General features: G+C 45.6%; 18 protein-coding genes. 8 read left to right on the top strand and 10 right to left on the bottom strand.

Features of this window, described 5'->3' with window-relative positions:
• Positions 1-27: 27 nt before the first annotated feature.
• From AB6E85_RS20870 to xsc, 4 genes are all read right to left on the bottom strand, one after another.
• Complete coding sequence (locus AB6E85_RS20870) at positions 28-1,446, bottom strand: NAD(P)/FAD-dependent oxidoreductase (protein ID WP_372144053.1); 1,419 nt, start codon at positions 1,444-1,446, stop codon at positions 28-30.
• A gap of 48 nt (positions 1,447-1,494) precedes the next feature.
• Positions 1,495-1,932 (bottom strand): nuclear transport factor 2 family protein, encoded by a 438-nt coding sequence (locus AB6E85_RS20865; protein WP_048614701.1) that lies wholly within the window; start codon positions 1,930-1,932, stop codon positions 1,495-1,497.
• A 265-nt stretch (positions 1,933-2,197) separates the two neighbouring features.
• On the bottom strand, positions 2,198-3,013 hold the full coding sequence (locus tag AB6E85_RS20860; protein ID WP_372144051.1) for an FRG domain-containing protein: 816 nt from the start codon (positions 3,011-3,013) through the stop codon (positions 2,198-2,200).
• 400 nt (positions 3,014-3,413) lie between these two features.
• Positions 3,414-5,225, bottom strand: coding sequence for a sulfoacetaldehyde acetyltransferase (gene xsc, locus AB6E85_RS20855; protein ID WP_052878743.1), 1,812 nt, complete (start codon positions 5,223-5,225; stop codon positions 3,414-3,416).
• Positions 5,226-5,487: 262 nt separating this feature from the next.
• On the opposite strand from xsc, the gene AB6E85_RS20850 reads away from it, so the two are divergent.
• Positions 5,488-6,471: an AAA family ATPase gene (locus AB6E85_RS20850; RefSeq protein WP_372144049.1), complete on the top strand. Its 984-nt coding sequence runs from the start codon at positions 5,488-5,490 to the stop codon at positions 6,469-6,471.
• A gap of 3 nt (positions 6,472-6,474) precedes the next feature.
• Positions 6,475-8,199, top strand: a complete 1,725-nt coding sequence (locus AB6E85_RS20845; RefSeq protein ID WP_372144047.1) for a cobaltochelatase CobT-related protein — start codon at positions 6,475-6,477, stop codon at positions 8,197-8,199.
• Between the two features lie 84 nt (positions 8,200-8,283).
• On the opposite strand, the gene AB6E85_RS20840 is transcribed toward AB6E85_RS20845, so the two are convergent.
• Together AB6E85_RS20840 and pta are read right to left on the bottom strand one after the other, a co-directional pair.
• Positions 8,284-9,048, bottom strand: a complete 765-nt coding sequence (locus AB6E85_RS20840) for a TSUP family transporter (RefSeq protein WP_102497244.1) — start codon at positions 9,046-9,048, stop codon at positions 8,284-8,286.
• 65 nt (positions 9,049-9,113) lie between these two features.
• Complete coding sequence (gene pta, locus AB6E85_RS20835) at positions 9,114-10,187, bottom strand: phosphate acetyltransferase (RefSeq protein ID WP_372144045.1); 1,074 nt, start codon at positions 10,185-10,187, stop codon at positions 9,114-9,116.
• Between the two features lie 154 nt (positions 10,188-10,341).
• Between pta and AB6E85_RS20830 the strand changes: the two genes are divergently transcribed.
• Both AB6E85_RS20830 and AB6E85_RS20825 read left to right on the top strand, forming a co-directional pair.
• On the top strand, positions 10,342-11,130 hold the full coding sequence (locus AB6E85_RS20830; protein ID WP_017065657.1) for an IclR family transcriptional regulator: 789 nt from the start codon (positions 10,342-10,344) through the stop codon (positions 11,128-11,130).
• 231 nt (positions 11,131-11,361) lie between these two features.
• A complete protein-coding gene (locus AB6E85_RS20825) occupies positions 11,362-12,789 on the top strand; it encodes an NAD-dependent succinate-semialdehyde dehydrogenase (protein ID WP_372144043.1) in 1,428 nt (475 codons plus the stop codon).
• Between the two features lie 211 nt (positions 12,790-13,000).
• Here AB6E85_RS20825 and AB6E85_RS20820 read toward each other — a convergent pair whose 3' ends face one another.
• Positions 13,001-15,184: a malate synthase G gene (locus AB6E85_RS20820; RefSeq protein ID WP_372144041.1), complete on the bottom strand. Its 2,184-nt coding sequence runs from the start codon at positions 15,182-15,184 to the stop codon at positions 13,001-13,003.
• A gap of 155 nt (positions 15,185-15,339) precedes the next feature.
• Complete coding sequence (locus AB6E85_RS20815; RefSeq protein WP_012600244.1) at positions 15,340-16,293, bottom strand: LysR family transcriptional regulator; 954 nt, start codon at positions 16,291-16,293, stop codon at positions 15,340-15,342.
• 141 nt (positions 16,294-16,434) lie between these two features.
• On the opposite strand from AB6E85_RS20815, the gene AB6E85_RS20810 reads away from it, so the two are divergent.
• Positions 16,435-18,033: an isocitrate lyase gene (locus AB6E85_RS20810; RefSeq protein WP_012600243.1), complete on the top strand. Its 1,599-nt coding sequence runs from the start codon at positions 16,435-16,437 to the stop codon at positions 18,031-18,033.
• Between the two features lie 231 nt (positions 18,034-18,264).
• A complete protein-coding gene (locus tag AB6E85_RS20805; protein WP_017067975.1) occupies positions 18,265-18,843 on the top strand; it encodes a hypothetical protein in 579 nt (192 codons plus the stop codon).
• A gap of 102 nt (positions 18,844-18,945) precedes the next feature.
• Here AB6E85_RS20805 and AB6E85_RS20800 read toward each other — a convergent pair whose 3' ends face one another.
• A complete protein-coding gene (locus AB6E85_RS20800; protein ID WP_048614685.1) occupies positions 18,946-19,338 on the bottom strand; it encodes a cystatin domain-containing protein in 393 nt (130 codons plus the stop codon).
• Positions 19,339-20,005: 667 nt separating this feature from the next.
• Here AB6E85_RS20800 and AB6E85_RS20795 point away from each other — a divergent pair.
• Positions 20,006-21,235: an acyl-homoserine-lactone synthase gene (locus AB6E85_RS20795; RefSeq protein WP_372144040.1), complete on the top strand. Its 1,230-nt coding sequence runs from the start codon at positions 20,006-20,008 to the stop codon at positions 21,233-21,235.
• Positions 21,228-23,837, top strand: a complete 2,610-nt coding sequence (locus tag AB6E85_RS20790; protein ID WP_372144038.1) for a response regulator — start codon at positions 21,228-21,230, stop codon at positions 23,835-23,837. Before AB6E85_RS20795 ends, AB6E85_RS20790 begins: the two co-directional genes overlap by 8 nt.
• 105 nt (positions 23,838-23,942) lie before the next feature.
• Here the strand turns inward: AB6E85_RS20790 and AB6E85_RS20785 are convergent, their stop codons facing one another.
• On the bottom strand, positions 23,943-24,218 hold the full coding sequence (locus AB6E85_RS20785; protein ID WP_050633040.1) for a hypothetical protein: 276 nt from the start codon (positions 24,216-24,218) through the stop codon (positions 23,943-23,945).
• Positions 24,219-24,996: the final 778 nt, after the last annotated feature.

Raw genomic sequence — 24,996 nt, 5'->3', positions numbered from 1 at the left:
TTTTCTCACACTCCTAAGTCTAGATTGCTAAGGAGGGAGTGGATTCCATACATCACGAAACGGTGCAAACATCTCTGATTCCACCACTTCCCTCACGTTGGGGAACGGAAGTTTTGATTCAAATATTGGCAAGTCCAACTTGTGGCCTTCACCTGCGATCCACTGAGCGAGGCGCTTACCTGCTTGAGCGGAATACATCACGCCATTACCGCCATAACCCAGTGCGTAGAAGATGGATTGCTTGGGATTCGGCTGATAGATTCTCGGCATCATGTCGTGGCTAACATCCACCCAGCCCCACCATGAGTAGTCGATTTTGATCTGATCGAGAGACGGGAATTTTCGAATTAAATCCGCTCTCAACATGTCTTCGTATTTCTTTTCAGGCGCGTTCTTGCCACTGATGGCACTGCGTGTACCGATCTGGACTCGGTTATCCGGTAGCAGACGGTAGTAATGGCGCAGGATTCGGGTATCTGTAATCACCTGATTGGTTTTGAAGTTACACGCGGCGATTTCGTCTTGAGTTAGCGGACGTGTCACCATCGAATTAGAAAGTACCGGCAACAAGCGATTCTTAAGCTCTGAATGCAAACCTTGGCTAGTGTATCCACCAGTACAAACCCCAACAGAACGTGCCTTCACAACACCACCGGGCGTTTTCAAGTAGTGCACACCGTTGCGCGTTTCCCACCCCATCACAGGGCTAGCTGGATGCACTTTTACGCCTAGCGCTCTCGCCTTTCTTAGATAGCCAAACGCAAGTTTCCCTGCATGAATACCAATCCCTTCTGGCTCATGCATTGCGCCTGCCGCTTCTTGGTCACCAACGTAATCTCGCTTTACGGTTTCCGCATCTAAGATCTGCGCATCGTAATCGAATGTCTCACGCAGCAACTTGGCTTCTTTTTCTAGTGTTGCCATCACTTTTGGACGGTGAGCGACGTATAAGTGACCACCCGGCTGCGGGTCACAATCAATGTCTTTGATTAGAGACTTAAAGGTGTTCATGCCATCGACGCATTCGCGGTGCATTTTCAGCGCGGTTTCTAGTCCCCAGCGTTCAATCCACTGAGAGCGTTTTAAGCGTCCTGACGCACACTGAGCCTGACCACCATTTCGGGTACTGCAGCCCCAACTCATACGGTTAGCTTCAATCACAGTCGCTTTAATGCCGTACATTTCAGCAAGGTGTATCGCGGTACTTAGGCCTGTGTAACCTGAACCGATTATCGCCACATCAACATCCATATCCGATGTAATTGGACCATCATCTTCAGGTGGCGCGCCTGCCGTATCTACCCAGTACGTTGGTGCGTATTCCTTACCGTGACCTGGGCTCTTGTCTTTAAGTGGATCGTATTTTGGATCGTATTTATCTTTTGCTTGGGTGCTTTTCACCTTTGGCGGCACATCGGCTGCCGGTTGTTCCATTACTAAACTCATAATTCGACTCTCCTAGTCATAACACGTGAACGGGTTGTGGTTTCGTGTCTAGCTCTTGGGAGTATTGTTGGGAGTCAAAAGAGGTCGTGTTTTACGGAAGGCATTTTTTACGCTGATTTTTCCATCTTTCAGGGTAAACACGTCGACCATGCGAGCTTCGATGATGCTGCCATCAGGATTAGTCGCAGAGAACGTCGATTCACTCACCGCGCGGTCACCACACACAAAATGGACAGGGTCGCTCCAAGCTGCATCTGGAAAGTTCTGCCAAACCAACTCAAAGCTATTGCGAACGGCTTCGTACCCTTCAATAGTATTTCCAAGCAAGCCTTCACCTGCCACGGTGTGGAAGACACAGTCTTCAGTCACAAACGACATCAGTGCTTCAATGTCGTGGTTATTCCACGCATCACTGAAAGACTGTAAAAAGGCGGTGTCGACTTGGTTTTCCAGCACGAATGTCGCTGCATTGGTTTGCATATTCATATTCCAGAATCCTTTATGTTTTCGTTATTGGTTTAAATTTTAGTGGCTTTGCGCCACTTTTTTATTAGAGTGTTTAAACTAGATTTGTGGAAATTTAACAACTTGATAACAAGCTTCGCCACTCTAACTTCGAGTTAGGTTATAAACAATCTCTAAGCTCACAGATTTCATCTTTTTATAAATTAATTAGTGTTCTAATTTTATTTACCAGAAAACTAACTACGTTAAGTCTTAAACTAATTTAAATTGATATAGATATTAGCCTTTAGTCGAAGTCAAAATCTTGATGGTACTTTCGGCCATACTGCTCAAGTTTACGGTTATGGGTATTCACTTGTAATTCAATATTTCCCTCACCTTTATTAATAACTTGACCGTTATCTATATGGGCTTCATTTTTTATATCGGTTAGCTTCTCTTCAATATAATCGGTCGGTTCATTTAAAACATTCATGGATATTAACTCCTTTATCAGGTTTACTTTCGCTGACGGAAGAATATGAACGGATACTAGACCGTTTGAATATTCTTTCTCATCGTACAAAGGCTGAATGGCATCATTACTGCCGTCCTTAAATGGATGAATGGAATACCACTTATCCGTTTGTTGCTCCTGCTTATCGCAGTCCGCCACTTTAAAGATCTGAGTTCTTTCAAGTTCATAGGGTGAGTTAAAAACACTAACCCTATGATAATTAATCGCTTTAACAATATTGATGCAGTCTTTACTTTGGCTATGGCACACAGACCACAACGCATTAATCAGGCTATCTGTCCATTCAAGTAACCGGGTTGGAAACCCCTGCTTCTTGGCTAAGCACATCAATAACCAATCGTTTATCTCGTGTGAACTCAGTGAATGCCCACCGTAAACTCTCACGGTTGAAAGCAACTCTTGTTCGACTCGGCGAATGTTTTTACGATTTGACCGGCCTAAGCTTGGCATCAGATTACGGTTGTCATAATCACACACGTTATAAATTAAACCACGCTCTCCACGACACCCCGTGATAAGTGAATCGATTATTTCATACAGCTCTTCGAGTGAGCTTATATAACGTTTATTGTTCACAGCATGCATGTAATAGGTCGCTTAATTTAAATTTATTGCAATCAAAAATTAACTATTATGGTTAATCAGTATCGTTACGAATGATTTTTAAAATGGTAATAGGTATATATCTTTATCAATGATAATATATCCTCATCAATAACTAACAGTTATAAAACCATTAACTAAGGAGCAATTAGCTAAGGGTCGATTAATAAGGAACGACAAAGTTTATATAACTAAAACCACTTATATGTACAACAGTCATTTAATTCATGTTCTAACGTTTGACTAAGAATTATTGAAATACGGGTTGCCGGTATTCACTTAAGTACATTGCCAATACCCGTTAATATTGCCCGACCACAATCTCGATTGCACTTTCGTTAACACTCTCGAAAATACCGTGGCCGGACAAACTTCCTATGGCTTATACGTAATCTTTGTATTTATCTAGGAAACGAACCGGTGTTGATAGTGCATCTCGGCGGAACGGGTCGCCCAATTCCTGAGTACACATGATTTCAATGATGGTTGTTTTGCCTTCATTCATCTGCATGTCGATGGCTTTTTGCAAGGTTGGACCTACATCTTCTAGCTTATCAACCGTGATACCTTCAGCACCCATTGCTCGTGCAATCTCTGCAAAGCTTTGGTTATCCAGCTCGCCGGCAACAAAGCGTCGATTGTAGAAGTCGACTTGGTTCTTCTTCTCAGCACCCCATTGACGGTTGTGGAATACCACTGCTGTCACTGGAATGTTATGACGAACACATGTCATGGTTTCCATCAGGCTCATGCCCCACGCACCGTCGCCTGCATAAGAGATAGCTGGACGATGAGGTGCCGCTGCTTTTGCACCAATGATGGTCGGGAACGCGTAACCACAGTTACCAAAACTCATTGCAGCAAAGAAGCTACGTGGTTTTTCAAAGCGTAAGTAGCTGTTCGCCACCGAGTTGATGTTACCGATATCCGTCGAGACCATTACGTCTTCAGGCATCGCTTTTTCTAGCTCACGCAATACTTGGCGCGGGTGTAGGTATTCACCACCAGAGAACGGAGTCTCGTGAGAGTTTTCTTCAATCATATCTAAGCTGAAAGAGTCACGTTCGTGCGTCCACTCATCAAGCTCTTTTTCCCAAAGTGCTTTCTCTGTTGCGACCGTGTCTTGGCGAGCGCCTTTATTGTCATCACACAACAGTGCACGGCCTTCCAATCTTTCAGCTAATGCCACAGCCGCTGCTTTTGCGTCGCCACAGATGCCAACAGAGATCTTCTTGACCAAGCCAAGCATCTTGTTGTCTGCATCAATCTGAATGATTTTCGCGTTCTTCGGCCAGTAGTCCATACCATGTTGAGGCAAGGTACCAAATGGACCAAGACGTGTACCCAAAGCGATAACCACATCTGCTTGAGCCATCAACTTCATTGCTGCTTTCGAGCCTTGGTAGCCTAAAGGACCACACCATAATGGGTGACTAGCAGGGAACGAGTCATTGTGTAGGTAGCTGTTCACTACAGGGGCACCTAACCTTTCTGCCAACGCCGCACACTCTTGAACTGCATCTGCCATTACCACGCCACCACCAGAGATGATGACTGGGAATTTCGCTTCAGCAATCAGGTCTGCCGCTTCATTCAGAGATTTTTCACCACCTGGACCACGGTCTAAACGCGCAGGTTTAGGGATCTCGGTTTGAGTTTCACCGTAGAAGTAGTCACGTGGAATGTTCAGTTGAGTTGGCCCCATTTCGCTCATCGCACGGTCGAAGCATCGGCCTGTGTATTCCGCCATACGGTCTGGGTGCGTTACGTGTCCTTGATACTTTGTAAACTCTTGGAACATTGGAAGCTGGTTACACTCTTGGAAACCACCTAAGCCCATTGTTTTTGTACCTGTCTCAGGCGTCACAATGACGACCGGGCTATGTGCCCAGAACGCCGCTGCAATCGCAGTCACACAGTTACTAATGCCTGGGCCATTTTGCCCGATAACTACACCGTGGCGACCCGATACACGAGAGTAACCATCTGCCATGTGGGCAGCGCCTTGCTCGTGTACTACTGGGACCAATCGAATGCCAGCAGGAGCAAAGATATCCATTGCGTCCATAAATGCCGACCCCATGATGCCGAACATGTCGGTAACATCATTAGCAACCATAGTTTCAACGAACGCTTCTGATGGTGTCATTGTTACTGTGCCGGAAACAACCGTACGTTTTTCTTGCTCGCTCATTCTTCCATTCTCCTTGAGTTAACCAAAATTTCATTTTTCGGAATGAATTGTCTCTTTTTCGAATTCAATTTCACCTTAGTAGTAGAATTTTTGCGCGTCAACTTTTTATATTAAATTGGAACAATTCATTCTAATTAATAAAACTGGATCACATTATTGGTAGTTTTTCGTACAAAAAGTGCCGTTAACTTAGGTTGAGCTGTTAATAATCGACGACATAGCGCAATAGCATCGACAAATAATGGGTTATATAGAGGGAAGAATGATGAAAGAGTCGGAATTGATACCAACGCGACAGGTAAGTGTGAGAGAGTGCTTTGGGATCGACAGCAACCTAACGGTGATGGCGTTTGAACATGCGGGAGAGTATGTGCCAAAAATCGATCCTAACTACTGTTTTGATCCTGAAGTGACGCTGGCCATATTGGCGGGGTTCACTTCCAATCGTCGCACCTTGATACAAGGTACGCACGGGACGGGCAAGTCTTCTCACATTGAACAAATTGCCGCGAGATTGAACTGGCCATGCTTGAGGATCAACCTAGACGGACACCTAAGTCGCTTGGATTTCATAGGTAAAGACAGCATCGTGATTAAAGACGGAATGCAGGTGACAGAGTTTAAAGAAGGCATTCTTCCTCAAAGCATTCAACAACCCATCGCACTGGTCTTAGACGAGTACGACGCTGGTCGCCCTGATGTGATGTTTGTGATTCAGCAGTTATTAGAGCAAGACGGCAAATACACTTCTTTAGAACAAAACCGAGTGATCACACCTCACCCTTCTTTCCGCCTGTTTGCTACCTGCAACACGCTTGGCTTGGGTAACTTCTCAGGTTTGTATTCTGGCACTCAAGTGCTTAACCACAGTCAGTTAGATAGATGGAACATCATCGCTACGCTCAACTATTTAGACCCACAACATGAAACCAAGATCGTGTTATCCAAGCTTCCAAATCTGAATAGTGAAAGCGGCCAGCAGTTAGTAGAGAAAATGATCGCAACAGCAGGATTAACGCGTAACGGGTTTCGGGCTGGCGACCTTTCGACTGTGATGTCTCCACGAACGGTGCTCACTTGGGCCGAAAACATCCAAATATTCGACGATGTAGCGACGGCATTCAGGCTTTCATTCTTAAATCGCTGCGAATACGAAGAGAAAGAACTGGTTAGCGAATATTATTTTCGTTGCTTTGGTGAGGCCTTGGAAGCGCATACTCAAAACTATTCGCACTCGGAGTCGTAAACCATGGCCAATGTTTCTTCCCAGCAGAAAAAGATCCTCGATATTGGTGTGTCTGTCGCCAGAGCAATCAGTGGTGAACTCAATCTAAACTATCGGGGAGAACGACTCTATAAAGGCAATAAGCCCTGTTATTACCATTCTGCTCACACCAACGATCTCACCTTTGTATCTCGTCACGAGCTGAAAAACAGCAAGCTATCGATGCAAGGCAAGATCGATTCATCGGCACTGCGACTCTTACTTTCAGACGCTGACCTCCACTATTCATTGCGCCCTCAAAACGAAATAGAACGTCTGCTTTACGACTTCTGTGAACAGGTCCGAATTGAATCGCAAGTCCCGCCTTATCTAAAAGGCGTGACCACCAGTATCCAATTTAACTTTGCGTATTGGAGCGACCAATATCATCAAAATGGCTTTACCGAATCACGAATAGGCATGTTGCTGTTTACACTGATGCAAGTCATCTACACCCGCTTAACTGGCGTTCCGGTGTCTGAACCTATCGCTGAAACCATTGAATCGACTCGCGCAGGCATCGTGCCTACTTTTGGGTACAGCCTGAAGCGCTTAAAGCAACATAGAACCGACCAAAAACAGTTTGCTCACTGCGCCAATGAGTTAGCAGCCCTTGCACAAGAGCTCATCGACCAAGAGCAAGAGCAAGAGAGTGATAACTCGCCGACACCTACGGTCGAAGAAGACATCAAGATCCTTGCGCAACTTGCCCTTATCGTTGATGGCGACATTCAAGATCAAGACGTCGATACTGACATCACAGGCAGTAGTAAGGTGTTCGAGTTGTCGGGCGCGAATTATCAGGTCTTTAATTCAGAATTTGATCAAGTCATCGCCGCAGACAAACTCGTCAGGCGCGCCCTATTACTCGAACTGAGACAAAAGCTCACCGATGACATCATGGCGAGACAAGTGAACACCCGCCGCTTAGCCGCAATGCTTACTAGCTTTGTTGCCACACCACAAAGGAACAGACGTCAGGACCATTTAGAAGAAGGCATTGTTAACGCCACTACCATCACCAAGCTCGTCACATCGCCATTGGATCGCACTGTCTTTTATCAGCCTGACATCGGTGCATCTCATCAATGTGCCATCACGTTTTTGATGGATTGTTCGGGATCGATGCAGAAGCACAGTCACAAGCTCAGCCTACTGATGGATACGATTCTCAAGTCCGTTGGACTCGCCAATATCCCTTTCGAGATTATTGGCTTCACCACCAATAACTGGAACGGTGGCAAGGTTTATCGGCAGTGGCTTAAACAGGGCCAACCGAAACACCCAGGCCGCTTAAACGAAGTTCGTCATATTGTATTCAAGGATTTTGACACGCATTGGAGACGCGCTCGCCTTGGCATTGCGAGTCTTCGTAAAGCCGACGTCTTTAAAGAAGGGATTGATGGCGAAGCGGTGCAGTTCGCTAGCCAGCGGTTGCAGCAGCACATCGCTCAGCGAAAGGTGTTGATTGTGTTCTCAGACGGCTGCCCAATGGATACCGCCACCAGCACCGCCAACGATCAGTTCTATTTGGATAACCACCTCAAACAAGTGATTGAACGTGAGTCGACCAAAAACGGAATTGAGATTCATGGCGTGGGGATGGGAGTGGATTTGAGCCCATATTACCGCAACAACATTACCTTGGACGTACAAGAGAGCTGCTTGTTCGGGCTATGTAGGAACATCTTTGAGATGCTAAAGCGCTGACGTGTCAGTGAGGAGGGTGTCATCAAGCATTAAACGAGAATCAAGCCCTCCTCCTTCAAAGATAATTTTGATAAAGAAAACGTTCTAAGCCAAAAACAACGACCATACAGAGACCGCCATCAAGTACCCACCAATCAACATCAACACAATAAACACTAACTTCCTGAGTTGATCATTAGACAACGGCGGTGGGAAACGTCGAGCAAACATCGTGACAAGCGCTACCAAGGGAACAGCAATAGCAGATAACCACAGTATGCTCTGTTCCATGTCGCCTGCAGCGTAGACATTGACCGTACGTGACATCGACGTACAAGCGAACACCATCAGCAGTGTGCTTCGCACCAGATCGAGCGTAAAAGGTTGCCGATAGAGATGATAAACAATCGGTGGACCTGCCATCCCAAATAACCCACCCGCGAGCCCAGAACTAAAACCTGAGACAAGGAAAGATACGGTTGCCGAACGGTCCTTTCTGGTTTTAGGTTTAAACATAAAACTCAAACCTGCGAATAGCACCATCGCACCCAATAGTCCTCGGAGAATATGCGTTGCCGAATCGCTTAACTCGTCCAGCAAGTACACCCCCATCGAAACGCCGGGAATAATACCGATGACCAACACCACCAGAATCTTGAGTTCCCCAAGCAGTGGCTTACCCATCAATGCAACCAAGCAATTGAACAAGGTCACAATACTGACCACAGCGGCTATAACGGGTAAGGAAACCAGATTAAGGCTAACCGTTAAACCAATCACGATGATACCGAGGCCAAATCCGGTGACAGTTTGAAAATAGGTACCCACCGCGATGGTGGCAAGAATAGCGAGTAAAACAGGTAACTCCATCAGCAGTCCTAGTTGGGTTGTTTGGGTTTGATTCGAATTTGAGTGCTAGATTCAGGAGCGAGATGTTAATACCTAAATTCAAACTCCGACTCTTCTCTTTCTTCAACATCAGCTTCAGAGTCAGCCTTAGAGTCAGACGCTTTCCCTTGCTGCGCTTGTACCGCGGTAACGGCAATGACATTAAAGATATCTTCGGCACTACAGCCTCTGGACAAGTCATTCGCTGGTTGATTTAACCCTTGCAGCAACGGGCCAATCGCAACTGCCCCACCTAGCCTTTCCGCAAGCTTATAACCGATATTACCTGCTTCTAAGTTAGGAAATATCAACACGTTAGATTGACCTTTCACCTCTGAATCAGGCAGTTTCTTCGCCGCTATTTCAGTGACAATTGCCGCATCGAGTTGAACGTCCTGATCGACGGCGATTCCGGGACAACGTTGTTTCACGAGTTGAGCAGCATTACGAACCTTATCGACCGATTCGTGTTTGGCACTCCCGTTGGTCGAAAACGACAGCATCGCGACTTTAGGCTCTTCCATCAGCAGCGTTTGAGCACTGTTTGATGCGGCCACGGCAATCGATGCCAGCTCGGTTTCAGTGGGGTTAATCACCAAACCACAATCGCTGAAAATCATACCGCCTTTAAGATTATGGAAAGGCTCACACAGCATCATCAAGAAGAAACTCGACACCAATTCGCTGTCCGGTGTAGGGCCGATAATCTGCAGCGCAGCTCGCACCACATCAGACGTGGTATAAACCGCGCCATTAACTGTGCCGTCTACCAGTCCTTCCCTTACCATCAAATTGGCAAAAACAAGTGGATCTTGAACCAGCTCTAGGGCGTCATCATAAGTCATGCCTTTAGCTTTTCTTAATGTATACAGCCGCTCAGCGAGCACTTCTTTGAGTGACGACGCCTGTGGAGAAACAATATGAATGCCAGCGAGGTTAATGTGGTGAAGTTCTGCAGCAGCGATGATCGCCGATTCATCGCCCACGAGTGTGATGTGAGCGAGCTGTTTGTCGATTGCCATTCTTGCAGCAGCTAGCACTCGCGGGTCCTCCGCTTCACTCAAAACAACACGCTTACGATCTAAATGAGCTTTATCAATAATCCGTTCAATCGCCTTCATCTTTAAATTCCATTTATTGAGATTAATTGTTCCATAATTTACATTTATATTATTGAAATAATAAAAAAGGTCAAATTTTATTCAGATAATTGAAGAATAATGATTTGGTATGTACACTCTTAGGCATAGACATATCGCAAGGATGAATCACTGTATGCAAACAGAAACACCACAAGTTCAAGGGGATACGCCGACCCTCCGACTTTTTGCACTATTAGAGGTGATAGCGCAAAAAGACGAGTTTATTTCTCTGCAAGGTTTAGTCGAAGAGACCGGATTGCCAAAACCCACGCTGCACCGAATGCTTCAACAGTTAGAAGCGGCGGGCATCATTCAAAGAGATGGCGACGAAAAGCACTACAGCTCAGGTATTCGACTCAGAAAACTTGCCGAAAACCTACTTTTGAATAGCACCATGCACAGCGCGCGACGCACTATCCTTGAGAACCTGAGAGCTGAAGTTGGTGAAAGCTGTAACCTAACGGCGCTATCAAGTGGCGAGATCATCTATCTCGATCGTGCCGAAACTGAAGCACCCCTTCGCTTTCACCTGCACCCTGGCTCTCGCGTTCCCGTGCACTGCTCGGCTACCGGCAAACTGTTTTTAGCACACATGTCTAAGTCGCAGCGCAGACGATTAATTGAAAATGTGCCGCTGACTCAATACACCGTAAACACGATTACCGACTATTCGACTCTCGAGAAAGACATCGAAGAAGCAAAAATCCAAGGTTTTGCTATTGATGACGAAGAGTTTTTACCAGGCTTAGTCTGTATCGCAGTGCTGATACCCTCACCAACAGGTCAATCAAACCTAGGCCTAGCGATACAAGCACCTGTGATTCGAGTGAAACCAGATGAAGCAATAAAATTCTTGCCCGCACTTCAAAAAGCAGCAAAAGCGCTAGCGAAGATCGAAGCTGATAATTGGAGTCAGCAGTAAGCACTTTCTTAGAGAATTTCGAAGTCCATGACTTAGCTGATCATGGATTTCGAAAATGCTACTTTGATAAACAATGATTTGGTAAACAATGCTTGCGCAAACAAGGGCTTCAAAACTATCGAATTAACAACCACAATCTGCGACTAATCAACATTTGGTCGAAGTGTTCTGAACACTCGCCAACCCGCACATCAGCAACACGTCTAAAGTAATCACGACAAAGGAATCACGATGCTAAACATTGATAACCAGCACTTACTCTCTTTTATGGTGACAGAAGCGAACAACGCAGTTGCAGTCACAAACCCAGCAACGGGTGAGCTCATCGGGCACGCACCGGTATCATCAGAAACAGAGTTAGCGAACGCGATTGAACAAGCTCATGTAGCGCAGAAAGAGTGGGCAAAAATTCCTGCTAAATCTCGTGCTACACTGCTTCATCGCTGGCACCAATTGATCCTTGAAAACAAAGATGACCTTGCTCGAATCATGACGATTGAACAAGGTAAACCGTTAGCCGAAGCGGCAGGCGAAGTGGTGTATGGCGCGAGCTTCATTGAGTGGTTTGCAGAAGAAGCGAAGCGCACTTATGGTGATTCCATTCCTAGCACAGTCGCTGGCAAACGCTTGATGACCATCAAGCAACCGATCGGAGTGGCGTGTGCGATTACGCCATGGAACTTCCCTATTGCAATGATCACTCGTAAAGCGGCTCCTGCCTTAGCTGCGGGTTGTAGCTTTGTCGTGAAACCTTCGGATGAGACACCGCTTTCTGCGTTTGCTGTGGTTGAACTGGCTTATCAAGCGGGTATCCCTAAAGATCTACTTCAAGTCGTTCTTGGTGAAAGCCCTGAACAAGTGGGCAACCTATTCACTTCGCATCCGTTGATCAAAAAAATCTCTTTCACTGGGTCGACCCGTGTGGGCAGTATTTTGATGGCTCAAGCTGCAAAAGGCATCAAACGCACCTCTATGGAGCTCGGTGGCAATGCACCTTTTATTGTGTTTGACGATGCTGACATTGACGCGGCCGTTCAAGGCGCAATGGCCTCGAAGTTCCGTAATGCGGGCCAAACATGTGTCTGTGCAAACCGATTCTACGTTCACAGTAAAGTGTACGATGAGTTTGTGGCTAAATTCGATCAAGCGGTTCAACAGCTTAAGATTGGTAACGGTTTAGATGAAGGTGTCACTATTGGCCCTGTTGTCAGCCTGAACGCAAAGAACAACATCCAAGCTTTGGTGAATCGAGCGATTGAACAAGGTGCCACGCCTGTCACACCAACTCAGGAACTTAATGGGCTTTTCATTCAGCCAGTTGTTCTTAAAGATGTAAAACACAGCATGGACATCGTTCAACAAGAGATCTTTGGCCCAGTCGCGCCTGTGATGAAATTCGACACGGACGAAGAGCTTATAGAGATGGCCAACGATACGATTTATGGTTTGGCGTCTTACTTCTACAGTCAGAACATCCACCGAGTGTGGAATATCGCAGAAGCGCTTGAGTACGGTATGGTCGGCATTAATGATGGTCTAATCTCAACCGAAGTCGCGCCTTTCGGTGGTGTGAAACAATCAGGCATTGGCCGTGAAGGTGCGAAAGAAGGCATCGATGAGTACATGGACATTAAGTATCTTTGCTTTGGCGGAAAATAAGGTTTGTAGTAACTAGGTTTCGGCAATGATTAGGGCTCGGAAATAATTAAGTCTTAGTGATCACTAACCTGACCCACTTTCCACCTTTCCCACCACAAAAATGAATCAAAAAAAAGCCGCGCTATAAAAGCGCGGCACCTTGGGCTCGGTTAAAGGGGGGTTATTTTTTTTAGTATTTTACATTCTCTGTTTTTGTTATTCGGTTGCTTCGCTATTCCTGCGCTTTCAGTTTTAGACGCATCGCGTGCAGCACTGGCTCGGTGTAACCACTAGGCTGAGCACACCCTTCAAATACCAACTGACACGCCGCTGAAAATGCAATGCTGTTCTCAAAATCAGGCGCCATGTTACGGTAACTCGGGTCGCCAGCATTTTGCTCATCCACCACTGCGGCCATACGCTTCATGGTTTTCATTACTTGGGCTTCCTCGCAAATACCGTGACGTAACCAGTTAGCGATGTGTTGACTTGAAATACGCAGCGTCGCGCGGTCTTCCATCAAGCCGACATCGTTAATATCTGGTACCTTAGAACAACCAACGCCTTGGTCAATCCAACGAACTACGTAACCCAAAATACCTTGGGTGTTGTTATCCAGTTCACTTTGAATATCTTGCGCGGTCAGCTTTTGATCGCCCAGTAGCGGGATAGTAAGAATATCATCGACATTGGCTCTCACTCGCTCACGAAGCTCTTTCTGACGGCTTGGTACACTCACCTTGTGATAGTGTAGCGCGTGCAAAGTCGCGGCGGTTGGAGAAGGAACCCAAGCGGTATTGGCACCCGCTTGTGGATGTCCGATTTTCGCGTCCATCATCTTCGCCATGTTGTCTGGCTCTGGCCACATACCTTTACCAATCTGGGCTTTACCTTGCAGGCCACAAGCTAAGCCAAGATCAACGTTTTGATCTTCGTATGCGCCAATCCAAGTCATGGTTTTCAGCTGTGTTTTAGGTGCAAATGGTCCCGCTTCCATACTGGTGTGAATCTCATCGCCGGTACGGTCTAGGAAACCTGTGTTGATGAACACAACACGATCTTTAGCCGCTCGAATACATTCTTTAAGGTTCACCGAAGTACGACGCTCTTCGTCCATGATGCCGACTTTGATAGTGAATCGATCTAGCCCTAATGCATCTTCAATGCGGCCAAACAGCTCATTGGTGAACGCCACCTCTTCAGGGCCATGCATCTTAGGTTTCACGATGTTGATGCTGTTCGCGGTCGAGTTTTGGTACGCGCTGTTGCCTTTTAAATCATGCATCGCGATTAGCGAAGTGATCATGCCATCCATGATACCTTCAGGCACTTCATTACCTTCGGCATCAATAATCGCAGGGTTAGTCATTAAGTGGCCGACATTACGGATGAACAACATGCTGCGGCCTTTAAGTGAAATCTCACCACCCGTCACGCTAGTGTATTGGCGATCTGGGTTAAGGTTACGAACAATGGTTTTGCCGTTTTTCTCTAGTGATTCTTGTAGATCACCTTTCATCAAGCCTAACCAGTTACGGTAAGCCAGTGCTTTGTCTTCACCATCAACCGCAGCAACCGAGTCTTCGCAATCCATAATGGTTGTTAGGGCAGCTTCGACCAACACATCTTTAATACCCGCCACATCAACGCTACCAATCGGTGCGCTTGGGTCAATTTGAATTTCGATGTGCAGATTATTGTGTTTAAGAAGAATGCACGAAGGGGAACTTGCATCACCTTGATAGCCAATAAACTGGTCGCTATCGATGAGAGTGACTTCTTCACCGTTATCCAGTGTCGCTATCAGCTTATTGCCGATGCTAGCATTACTGATGCTGTATTTGGTCACGTCTTTATGGGAGACGCCGTTTAATGGCGCTGCGTCATCAAGGAACTCACGAGCATAAGTCACTACTTTAGCGCCACGGGCTGGGTTAAAGCTTCCGCCCTTTTCCGCGCCATCACTTTCACTGATCACGTCTGTTCCGTAGAGCGCATCATATAGGCTGCCCCAACGCGCATTGGCTGCGTTAAGTGCAAAACGTGCATTCATGATTGGCACCACAAGTTGCGGCCCTGCTTGTGTTGCGATCTCAGGTTCTACGCTCGCTGTCGTCACTTGAAAGTCATCGCCTTCAGGAACCAAATAACCGATCTGCTGTAAGAACTGTTTGTACTCCACAGGATCTAGCGTTTGCCCAGCACGCTCTTGGTGCCAAACGTCAATTTGATGTTGAAGATCTTCACGCTTGATAAGCAATGTGCGATTTTTTGGAGCCAAATCTTCAAGGATGGTTGCAAATGATTGCCAAAAGTCTTCAGCGACAATGCCTGTTCCAGGAATCACCTGCTCATTAATTAATTGGTAGAGGGTGCTATCAATGTTCAAGCTTCCCTGTTGAATACGACTGCTCATAAAATCTCTCTCAAACTAATTGATGGCTACTCAATAAATTTTCGTGACTAGCTCAAATTTACTTTACTGACTTAAACTTACTTAACGGACATGAATTTAGCTAATTTATGCCGGTTATATTGGATATTCATATAAAAAATACCATACAAACTGTGTTATTCAGTTACTCCACTCTCGATTTCATTGGCGACACTTTTAATCAAACGACGCATCCACTGGTGGTCTGGATTGGTTTGTAACAATGGACTCCATGCCATCTTCACCTCAAAGGGTTCAATCGCAAATGGCGCAGGCTTGATCAACAATCTAGGGTTATTGCGCTGCAATTGAGCTGCTTTGGTAGGAATAGTCAGGATCAGATTCTTCTGTTGAGCGAAGAGAATCGCCGATAAATAGTGTCGCGTAAACACCGTGATGTTACGGGTTTTACCAATGCGCATTAATGCTTCATCTATCCAACCGAGCTTTTGTGCTTCGCTTGGGTTGATCCCCACTCCCGTTCCCATACCTGTCTTACTTACCCAAATATGTTGCGCCTTTAGATAAGACAAAATATCGAAGTTGTCGGCTATCGGGTTGTCACAACTAAATAGACAAGAAAACCCGTCGTGCCAAAGGCTCATCTGGTGAAACGACTGAGGAATGTCGTCAAATCGGTTGATAATTATATCAACGGTACCTTGCTCTACATCCTGATAACTCACATCACTTGGCGTCATGATATCCAGTCGTATTTTCGGTGCTATCTCACTTAACCTTTTCAGAAGAGGTTGAATAATGGTCGACTCTGCATAGTCACTCGCCATGATACGAAACACGCGTTCACTGTCTTCTGCATTAAACTCTGTGGTCGGCTGCAGTGTCTTCTCTACATTCGCCAAGATGTTTCGAATCAGTGGCTGCAACTTATGCGCGCGCTCGGTCGGTATCATCCCTTCACTTGTTCTCACTAATAGCGGGTCTTCAAACAGATCACGTAATCGGCGAAGGCCATTACTCATTGCTGGCTGAGTAATACCCAATTGATTTGCTGCTCGTGTAACGTTTCTTTCACGTAGCAACATGTCTAAATACACAAGTAAATTAAGGTCTATACGAGCAATATTCATAAGAAAAATACCGAATATAATAACTATAAATTAACAAAATTATCACATACATGGTTATTATTTGTCCATGGTTAGATTTAATCCAAATCAAATGACCTCGCCAAATTGGCCAACATGTCCACGTGAAACTAAGGAATAGTTATGTCGCAAATTACACAAGATATCGAAATGATTGAAGTTGCAAAAAGCGCTGCTGGTGCTCCATGGGATGCAATTAACCCTGAATCTGCTGCTCGTATGCGAGCTCAAAACAAATTCAAAACAGGTCTGGATATTGCACAATACACAGCAGATATCATGCGTGCAGACATGGCGGCTTACGACGAAGACAGCTCTCAATACACTCAGTCTCTGGGTTGCTGGCATGGTTTCATCGGCCAACAAAAGCTGATTTCTATTAAGAAGCACTTTGATGGCAAGACTGACCGTCGTTACCTATACCTTTCTGGTTGGATGGTTGCTGCACTTCGCTCAGACTTTGGTCCACTTCCAGACCAATCTATGCATGAGAAAACATCCGTTGCTGGCCTAGTAGAAGAGCTATACACCTTCCTACGCCAAGCCGATGCTCGTGAACTGGGTGGTTTATTCCGTGAGCTAGACGCTGCACGTGAAGCGGGCGATGTGAACCTACAAGATCGTATCCAAGACAAAATCGACAACCATGTGACACACGTAGTGCCAATCATTGCCGATATCGATGCTGGTTTCGGTAACGCAGAAGCGACTTACCTAATGGCTAAGCAGATGATTGAAGCGGGTGCTTGTTGTCTGCAAATCGAAAACCAAGTAGCCGATGAGAAGCAATGTGGTCACCAAGACGGCAAAGTAACGGTTCCACACGCTGACTTCCACGCAAAACTTCGTGCTCTTCGTTACGCTTTCCTTGAGCTAGGCATCGACAACGGCATCATTGTTGCTCGTACCGATTCACAAGGTGCTGGCCTAACAAAAGAAATCGCGGTAGTGAAAGAGCCGGGCGACCAAGGTGACATCTACAACTCTTACCTAGATGTTGAAGAGATTGATGTTGCTGATATGGCTGAAGGCGATGTTTGCTTCAACCGTGACGGCAAGCTAGTTCGACCTAAACGTCTACCTTCAGGCCTATACCAATTCCGCCAAGGTACTGGTGAAGATCGTTGTGTATTTGACTGTATCGAAGCAATCAACGCGGGTGCTGACCTACTTTGGATTGAAACTGAGAAGCCACACATCGGTCAAATCAAAGAGATGATGGACGGCGTACGTGAAGTACACCCTAATGCGAAACTGGTTTACAACAACTCTCCATCATTCAACTGGACGCTAAACTTCCGTCAGCAAGCTTACGATGCGATGGTAGCAGAAGGTAAAGATGTTTCAGCTTACGACCGTGCAAGCCTAATGAGCGCGGAATACGATGAAACTGAACTGTCTGCAAGCGCTGACGAGAAGATTCGTACATTCCAAGCAGACGCATCACGTGAAGCGGGTATTTTCCACCACTTGATCACTCTACCGACTTACCACACTGCAGCGCTGTCTACTGACAACCTTGCGAAAGAGTACTTCGGCGACCAAGGCATGTTGGGTTATGTTGCGAATGTTCAACGTAAAGAAATCCGCCAAGGCATCGCATGTGTTAAACACCAAAACATGTCTGGTTCAGACATGGGTGATGACCACAAAGAGTACTTTGCTGGTGAGAACGCACTAAAAGCAGCGGGCGAAGCGAATACATCGAACCAATTTGATTAATCGCTAGCACTTTGATTAGTCGCTAACGCTAAAGCCTCCCCTGTCCTTCTCTCTTACTTAGGTAAGATCCGGGGGAAGGCTTTGAGATAAAGCTTGTACTGCCAGCTTTATCTCAAAGCCTCAGATTTGTGTTCCACACCACGGTTAACCGAACAACTTCTGTTTAAGCTAACTGTATACATATTTGTTCAGATTCCTATTTGTTGAGATTTTTATTTGTTGAGAGTGCCTATGACTTCAATACCTACACACCTACAAGATGCAAAAACACTGTTATCAGAGAATGGTTTCGCGACGGGTGATACTTGGTATCACGGCACATCTTCAGCTTTATTAGCTTCTATTCAAGGCCAAGGCCTAAAACGCTCTGGTGACAAAGCGCTCAACGAAGCAGCTTCAAAAACCATGGCGACCATCGGCAACAACTATACCGAATCGGTTGAGCCAGTATTTCTCACTCAGAGTAAAGAACTGGCGTATTACTGGGCTCAACAAACCGTTCGTGAGCGAGGCGTTCGATTCGAAGGTGAAGAACAACCTATCGTATTAGCGGTAAACCTATCTGAAAAGCAACGCGCCAAAGTAAGACCGGACGTGGGCGCAATGAGCCTATTGATGATGAGTGTGGGTGAGCAATTCATGTCTCACCTCACTGAAATTTATCAAGCCAACAACATTGCAGGCCCCGACATCGAGCTTCGCACAGCCGATCGCATGGACTACCTCAATAAACTTGGTATGGCCTACATTGATGAAGACATCAGCCGCGCTTGTGTTCAAGAGTTAGCTGAGCCCGAGCTGGCGGATTAAAAACGTTCAGTGAATCAGTCTTCTTAAAACAAAAATGGCTCCCAATACGGAGCCATTTTTATTTGCTATCAGCCTATCTCACAAGACACTGGCGCATCTAGGCTATGAGCACAGAAGACCTTTCTGTGCAGGTTGCGTCATTTCGATGTCACCCTGTAGAGAACGGTAAACGATGGTGTTCCACACTTCACCATTATCCATTTCAAACTCAATAGCGTAATTCAAACCCGCGACAACCTGAGTTCGCACACTCAGAATCTGCTTGAGCTCAGCTGAAGTGTTCATTTGGCCAAGAACTGCATTTAAAGCTTGCTTAGCTTCCGGTGTGATCTCACTTTGCGACCAACCACCCGTCAGGTTTTTAGTGCTGCAGATGGGGTTCGCATTCTCTTGTGGTTGAGTTGGTACCTCTGATTTCTGACTACACCCAGCTAACGCCACGACACTAAACAAGGTTGCTATTCCAAGTAATGATGTTAATCGTACTTTCTTCATAAATTCTCTCTACCTCAATCATTTACGAGGGATTACTCGCAATAATGTTTCATATTCAGACAAGCTTAAACCTCGAATGTCATCACTTAATCAGAGATTATGGTGTAACTACTCTATAAACACAGGAGATTGTCAGGAAAACAAACCGAGCGCTGGAGCCCTTCGTTTATCCACCTGATATTTAGAACATTAAAATGGGTAGCGAGAGAATAAGCGAGTATAAGAAAGGTACAATTAATCAGTTAATTACATGCTTCACACCCAAAACATTCCCATTACGATTAATAAGATGAGCTCATCTTGATGTGGATTATGATATTGGTTCAAAAAATAGATATTTGAAATTATTTTATAAATTCAAAAGTTTATGCTCGGCTTAATCATGTCTGATTTTAAAACTGTGATCCAACCCTACAAGTTGTTGATAATAATGTATTTTGTTCATCTGTGAATTCATTCAAATATGGCAAATCTTTATTGTTAAGGGTGAGTGCAAGTAGTAAAATCTCGCCCGATTATGCAACTTACTTCTCACACCATAGACACAAGTAAAGTTACGATTGGCTCTCTCAAAGTAACGTAACTTCAAACACATACCTAAAATCAGTGTCCTATAGATAGTGCAGATCAAATAAAAATAATTATATAAACCTAGGCTAGGTTAAACATGAAATTAACGTCGTCTTTAGGCTCACTGTTGGCTAGCAGTCTGTCTATCGAAATAAAACAGCGAGCGCTGATAGAGCTCGTCATCAGCACTTATCAGCCACAACAGCGCACTGAGCTTTTTCAAAACGTGACTGAATATCGTAGAAGCCAGTTAGAATTGCTTTTCCCAGAGCATCAAAACAAAAGCTACTCTGTATTGTTTGAGGTGATGGACTACCGCGATCTGATTCTGCGCTATCCAAATACACTATCTGCAGAGATTGCTCTTCTAGAGCAGGCCGTAGGGCAGTGCTATATGCATTGGCTAGATTTCTGGTGTGAGTGTGAAATTGCTGCGATCAAAGCAAAATCTCCATTAAATCCAAGCTCCATTTCTCATGTCGACCTCCCTATCAATGACAGTGCTTATTACGGTGCGATCATCGAACAGATAGAACATGAGCCACTTTTGGTACAAACACCGAGTCACCCACAGGGAATGCCAATCAGCGATGCCATTGCTTTAAGCAACCTTGAGGTGTTCATCAAGGGTGAAAAATGGTTTGAGATGCTGCCTTTATTACACCTTTCTCAGGCAGGTAAGCATTTTATTCTGCTCAAACATCCAGTCGATGAAGCCTTTCCAACACTGGTTTCCTCTGCGCTGATTCAAGACTGGTCTAAGAATGACACTTGGCTAAGCTACGCACCGCCGTTCAGCAATGAGCAATGGCAATACTGTTTACCCAATTACGGCTACGATGAACTCTCAGGGTTACAACTTTTCACACCGCCTACACTGTCAAAATGTTACTCTCTCCCAGAATTTGACCAACAATTCCAGTTACAATTGTCCGACAAAAATGCCCTGTGTGAAGTGTTGCGTCTGACAGTCAGTGGCAATACCCAACAAAAGCTCTATTTCCTCTACCTTGCTCAAAAAGAGCTGATGAGTGTATTACACCAAATAAGCTATAAGATTGGCTTCACTATTATCGAGCAACCTTTCATGCTTCAGTTTTATCAAACCATTGATTCCAATGCATACTTCCATTCTGGGTATTGCGAATTAAATGATGATGGCACAACCATTTATCGTGGGTTCTGGAATTTCGAGATGATGGTAAAAGCGTTCAATAATATCGATTTCCGGAACTACAAACGCGCAGTGCGAGAAATCAGAAAGTCATTAGAAAAGTCGCGCTCGGCAGGAAAAACTAGCTCGGTAAAAAAGGATGAACATGTTTGATTTCGGCCTAGAGGCGATCATCTATGCAAAAGCAATCACCCTGCTTGCAACCGTGGCTGTGGTTGTCATGTGGTTGTTCTATTACTGCTATCGCCTGAAACAGAAGAACGAAGTGATCGCGGGGACACACCATGCCCCTTACATCGCGTATTCGATCTGCATTGTTGCGTGGATCAGCAGTAACGCTTATTTCCATACCGACTTATTACCAGAACTTGGGGCCTCGGCCGCTGTGTTCGCCGCAAAGTTTGCCAACCTCGCCTCTTTCTTTGCGTTTGCCTTTGCCTATTACTTCTCGTGTAAGCTCGCCGCAGAACAACGTAATGGTAAGGTTCATGTGTGGCAACAAGCCATTTTCGTCACCCTGACCGTCTACTCCTTCTTTATCAATTTAAGTCCGGGGTTAACCGTTGCACACGTCACCATTTCAGGCCCAAGCCAGTTCGTGATTGAGTTTGGCCCGCATACGCCGTACTTCTTCATTGGGATGATTAGCTTTGTAGTGCTAACACTACTCAACCTTGTGGCCATGCGCGCCAACAGCAGCAAGCTGACCTTAGCCAAAACCAACTACATGATCGCCGGCATTTTAGTCTTCATGCTGTCGACTGCGACAATCCACCTAGGCATGACCTACTTCTTACGTGATTTCTCGCTCACTTGGCTGCCACCAGCTTTGTCGATAAGTGAAATGTTGTTCGTTGGCTATGCCCTGCTGACCTCGCGCTTCTACAGCGTGAAATACCTGGCGTACATGAGCCTAAATGCGATGTTGGTTTGTGCTATTTTGGTGATCCCTTTTGGCGCGATATTTATCCCGCTGACAGACGACAGTCAATGGCTTGTTGCTATCCCAATCTGTGCGATTATCGGTATCACTTGGCATGTTCTCTACAAACGCGTAAGCCACTACGCCTCCTTCTTTGTCTACGGAAACAAGAAAACACCAGTACAACAGATCCTCTCACTAGAAGAAGATTTCAAGCTGTCGATTGATGATGCAATGCGTCAATTAGGTAGCCTAATGCAGATTCCAGAAGACAAGTTGCGTCTGGTGAACAGCAACTACAACGAAACTTTCTACGAAGATTATCTGTCTACCCACAAGTCCGTTTTAGTGTTCGATGAGCTGTCTCAGGAGCTTGATTACACCGCACCAGCCAAGCGATCGATTAAAGCCCTGTATGACAAGATGAGTTCAAACGACACCGCTTTGGTGATGCCTTTATTTGGTCAGGGGAAATCGGTCACACACTTATTGGTCTCGTCACACAAAAGCAACGATAAGATGTTCTCTAACGAAGAGATCTCTGCACTGCAAACCTTGTTAACTCGTGTACAAAGCACTATTGAAGCCGATAGACGCATTCGCCAAAGTCGCGCTCTAGCTAATTCTATCGCACACGAAATGCGTAACCCGCTGGCTCAAGTGCAGCTGCATTTTGAGGTGTTAAAGCAGCACATTGATAACCAAGCCCCAGCCAAACAAATCCTAAAGGATATTGAGAATGGCCAGGCGGCGATTCAACGCGGGCGACAACTGATTGATATTATCCTGCGCGAAGTCAGTGACAGTACGCCTGAACACGGCCCTGTGACCATGACCTCTATCCACAAAGCCGTGGATCAGGCCGTAAGCCACTATGGTTTTGAGAATGAAAAGATCATTGAACGCATTCGTTTACCACAACACGCTGATTTTGTAGCAAAGCTCAATGAAACCTTATTCAATTTCGTTATTTTCAACCTGATACGTAATGCTATCTATTACTTTGATTCTTATCCAGAAAGCCAAATTGAGATCAGCACCAACACAGGGCCTTACGAAAACGTTCTGATATTCCGAGATACTGGCCCAGGCATTGACGAAGCCATTGCACATAAGATCTTTGATGACTTCTTCTCTTACCAAAAAAGCGGTGGTAGCGGCCTAGGGCTCGGTTATTGCCAACGTGTAATGCGTTCATTTGGCGGCCGAGTTGAGTGCCACTCTAAACTTGGGGAGTTTACTGAGTTCCACCTGTACTTCCCTGTGGTACCCAATGCACCCAAAGCAGACGCACTTCGTACGCCTTACTTCAATGATTGGAAAAGTAATCAAAACGCAACTGAAAACAAAACCAACGCAGAAGCTAAGCCAGATAACCAAGCGGAAACGCAAAGTTCAGAACCAACAAGTACCCTAACCCCAGAGAACCATTTGGCTCCAACCGTGCTTATCGTCGATGATAAAGAAGTACAACGCACGCTTGTTCAGATGTACCTGAGTCGACTTGGCGTCAATAGCTTACAAGCCAAAAACGGTGAGAATGCCGTCGAGCTGTTCAAAACACACAAGGTCGATTTGATCTTAATGGACGTACAAATGCCGATAATGAATGGGTTTGACGCAAGCCAAATCATCAAGGCACGCTCTCCTCAAACGCCAATCATTGCTTTGTCTGGCGAATCAGGACAGCACGAGTTAGATATGATCAGCAAGTTGATGGATGGTCGCCTAGAGAAACCTACCTCTTTGAACGCGCTGCAACACGTGCTCGATAACTGGCTTGAAAAAGGCTGGGCGTCGAATGCTTCCAAAGAAGCCGAAGGTGAAGAGTAGATGGCTAATGGCTAACAAGTTAATCAACGACTTATAAAAAATCCCCTCAAGAAAGGTTCTCGAGGGGATTTTTATTTGGGAACATTTCAGCCATTAGAAAAGATATTAAAGCTCTTTAATCTCAATCTGACGCAGCGTCTCCATGTATTCCAAAGTTTCATTCACATCGACTGGCTCGTACAAACGTAATACACCAGCCCAACCTTCAGACACTTCAAAATCATAAGCTGTACCGGTACCACAATTGAATGTGACAGACACTGTGCCATCACCGTTATCACGCATGGATTCACCAGAAGCATAGAAGTGCTCAGAGTCGATCCAACCATCCGCTCCATAAGTGGTTAGAGAGTAGTAACCACCGCGCCCCTCAAAGTCCAAATTTGGCGTTGGAATCGTCCACTCTTGGCACGTTGTTTTACCTTGGCCAGGAACACGCTCTAGATACTGCGCAGTGTCTGCAGGTAACCCAGCATAACCAAATGCCGTCACGTATTTGAAGTGGTGGTCTTCTACGTCATCCAAAGTCGCACCAAATCCCTTTAACCCTTCAATAGGCGCGCCGTGTTGCATCACGTTATTAATAAGTTTCAGTCGGTAATTTTCAACGTCACTTGGGTTATAGCCTTTGCCCTGATAAGGCTTGTTAGAGTTCGCTTTGATAGAAAGTAAACTCTGGCGGCGCTTAGTGTCTTCAATAGAATCTGCTATACGCGTTCTTGCTAGCACATGAACATGAGTGCCGGTCGTCAAATCATCTGCCGTTAGGTGAAGTGTTTCACCTCGGCGAACCACTTTATGCACAAGATGATTTTCGTCCATGATATGAATAATCTGGAAGTAATCGTTGTCTTCGTCTGGCACATTGAATGTTGCGCCTTCTGATACATCCACAACCATAGTTGAATAAACGACATCACGATTTGAGCGAATCACCGTTTGCGCGTCTTTGGATACTGGGTCAGCGTGCAGCCAATGGTTAACACCCACTTTGTTTTGCAGGCCAAGGAAGTTCCAGTCAGACTCCGCTTCAGGATAGTTATCCCAATTAACACCACCGATAGCCGCGTGGTCATAAACCGCTGAGCTGTTATTGTCTGCGGCCGTTACGCCAAATGCAGTTAACGCCAATAGCGTCACTAACGTCGTTTTCTTCATA

The sequence above is a fragment of the Vibrio sp. 10N.247.311.51 genome (genome assembly GCF_041467855.1).
In the GTDB taxonomy this organism is placed as follows: Bacteria; Pseudomonadota; Gammaproteobacteria; order Enterobacterales; family Vibrionaceae; genus Vibrio; species Vibrio coralliirubri.
Note: the sequence above shows the minus strand (reverse complement) of the source record. Positions and strands in the feature narration are given on the sequence as shown.

Coding starts and splice junctions, on each gene's coding strand:
- AB6E85_RS20870 (WP_372144053.1), bottom strand. CDS start 1,446: ATGAGTTTAGTAATGGAACAACCGGCAGCCGATGTGCCGCCAAAGGTG.
- AB6E85_RS20865 (WP_048614701.1), bottom strand. CDS start 1,932: ATGAATATGCAAACCAATGCAGCGACATTCGTGCTGGAAAACCAAGTC.
- AB6E85_RS20860 (WP_372144051.1), bottom strand. CDS start 3,013: ATGCATGCTGTGAACAATAAACGTTATATAAGCTCACTCGAAGAGCTG.
- xsc (WP_052878743.1), bottom strand. CDS start 5,225: ATGAGCGAGCAAGAAAAACGTACGGTTGTTTCCGGCACAGTAACAATG.
- AB6E85_RS20850 (WP_372144049.1), top strand. CDS start 5,488: ATGATGAAAGAGTCGGAATTGATACCAACGCGACAGGTAAGTGTGAGA.
- AB6E85_RS20845 (WP_372144047.1), top strand. CDS start 6,475: ATGGCCAATGTTTCTTCCCAGCAGAAAAAGATCCTCGATATTGGTGTG.
- AB6E85_RS20840 (WP_102497244.1), bottom strand. CDS start 9,048: ATGGAGTTACCTGTTTTACTCGCTATTCTTGCCACCATCGCGGTGGGT.
- pta (WP_372144045.1), bottom strand. CDS start 10,187: ATGAAGGCGATTGAACGGATTATTGATAAAGCTCATTTAGATCGTAAG.
- AB6E85_RS20830 (WP_017065657.1), top strand. CDS start 10,342: ATGCAAACAGAAACACCACAAGTTCAAGGGGATACGCCGACCCTCCGA.
- AB6E85_RS20825 (WP_372144043.1), top strand. CDS start 11,362: ATGCTAAACATTGATAACCAGCACTTACTCTCTTTTATGGTGACAGAA.
- AB6E85_RS20820 (WP_372144041.1), bottom strand. CDS start 15,184: ATGAGCAGTCGTATTCAACAGGGAAGCTTGAACATTGATAGCACCCTC.
- AB6E85_RS20815 (WP_012600244.1), bottom strand. CDS start 16,293: ATGAATATTGCTCGTATAGACCTTAATTTACTTGTGTATTTAGACATG.
- AB6E85_RS20810 (WP_012600243.1), top strand. CDS start 16,435: ATGTCGCAAATTACACAAGATATCGAAATGATTGAAGTTGCAAAAAGC.
- AB6E85_RS20805 (WP_017067975.1), top strand. CDS start 18,265: ATGACTTCAATACCTACACACCTACAAGATGCAAAAACACTGTTATCA.
- AB6E85_RS20800 (WP_048614685.1), bottom strand. CDS start 19,338: ATGAAGAAAGTACGATTAACATCATTACTTGGAATAGCAACCTTGTTT.
- AB6E85_RS20795 (WP_372144040.1), top strand. CDS start 20,006: ATGAAATTAACGTCGTCTTTAGGCTCACTGTTGGCTAGCAGTCTGTCT.
- AB6E85_RS20790 (WP_372144038.1), top strand. CDS start 21,228: ATGTTTGATTTCGGCCTAGAGGCGATCATCTATGCAAAAGCAATCACC.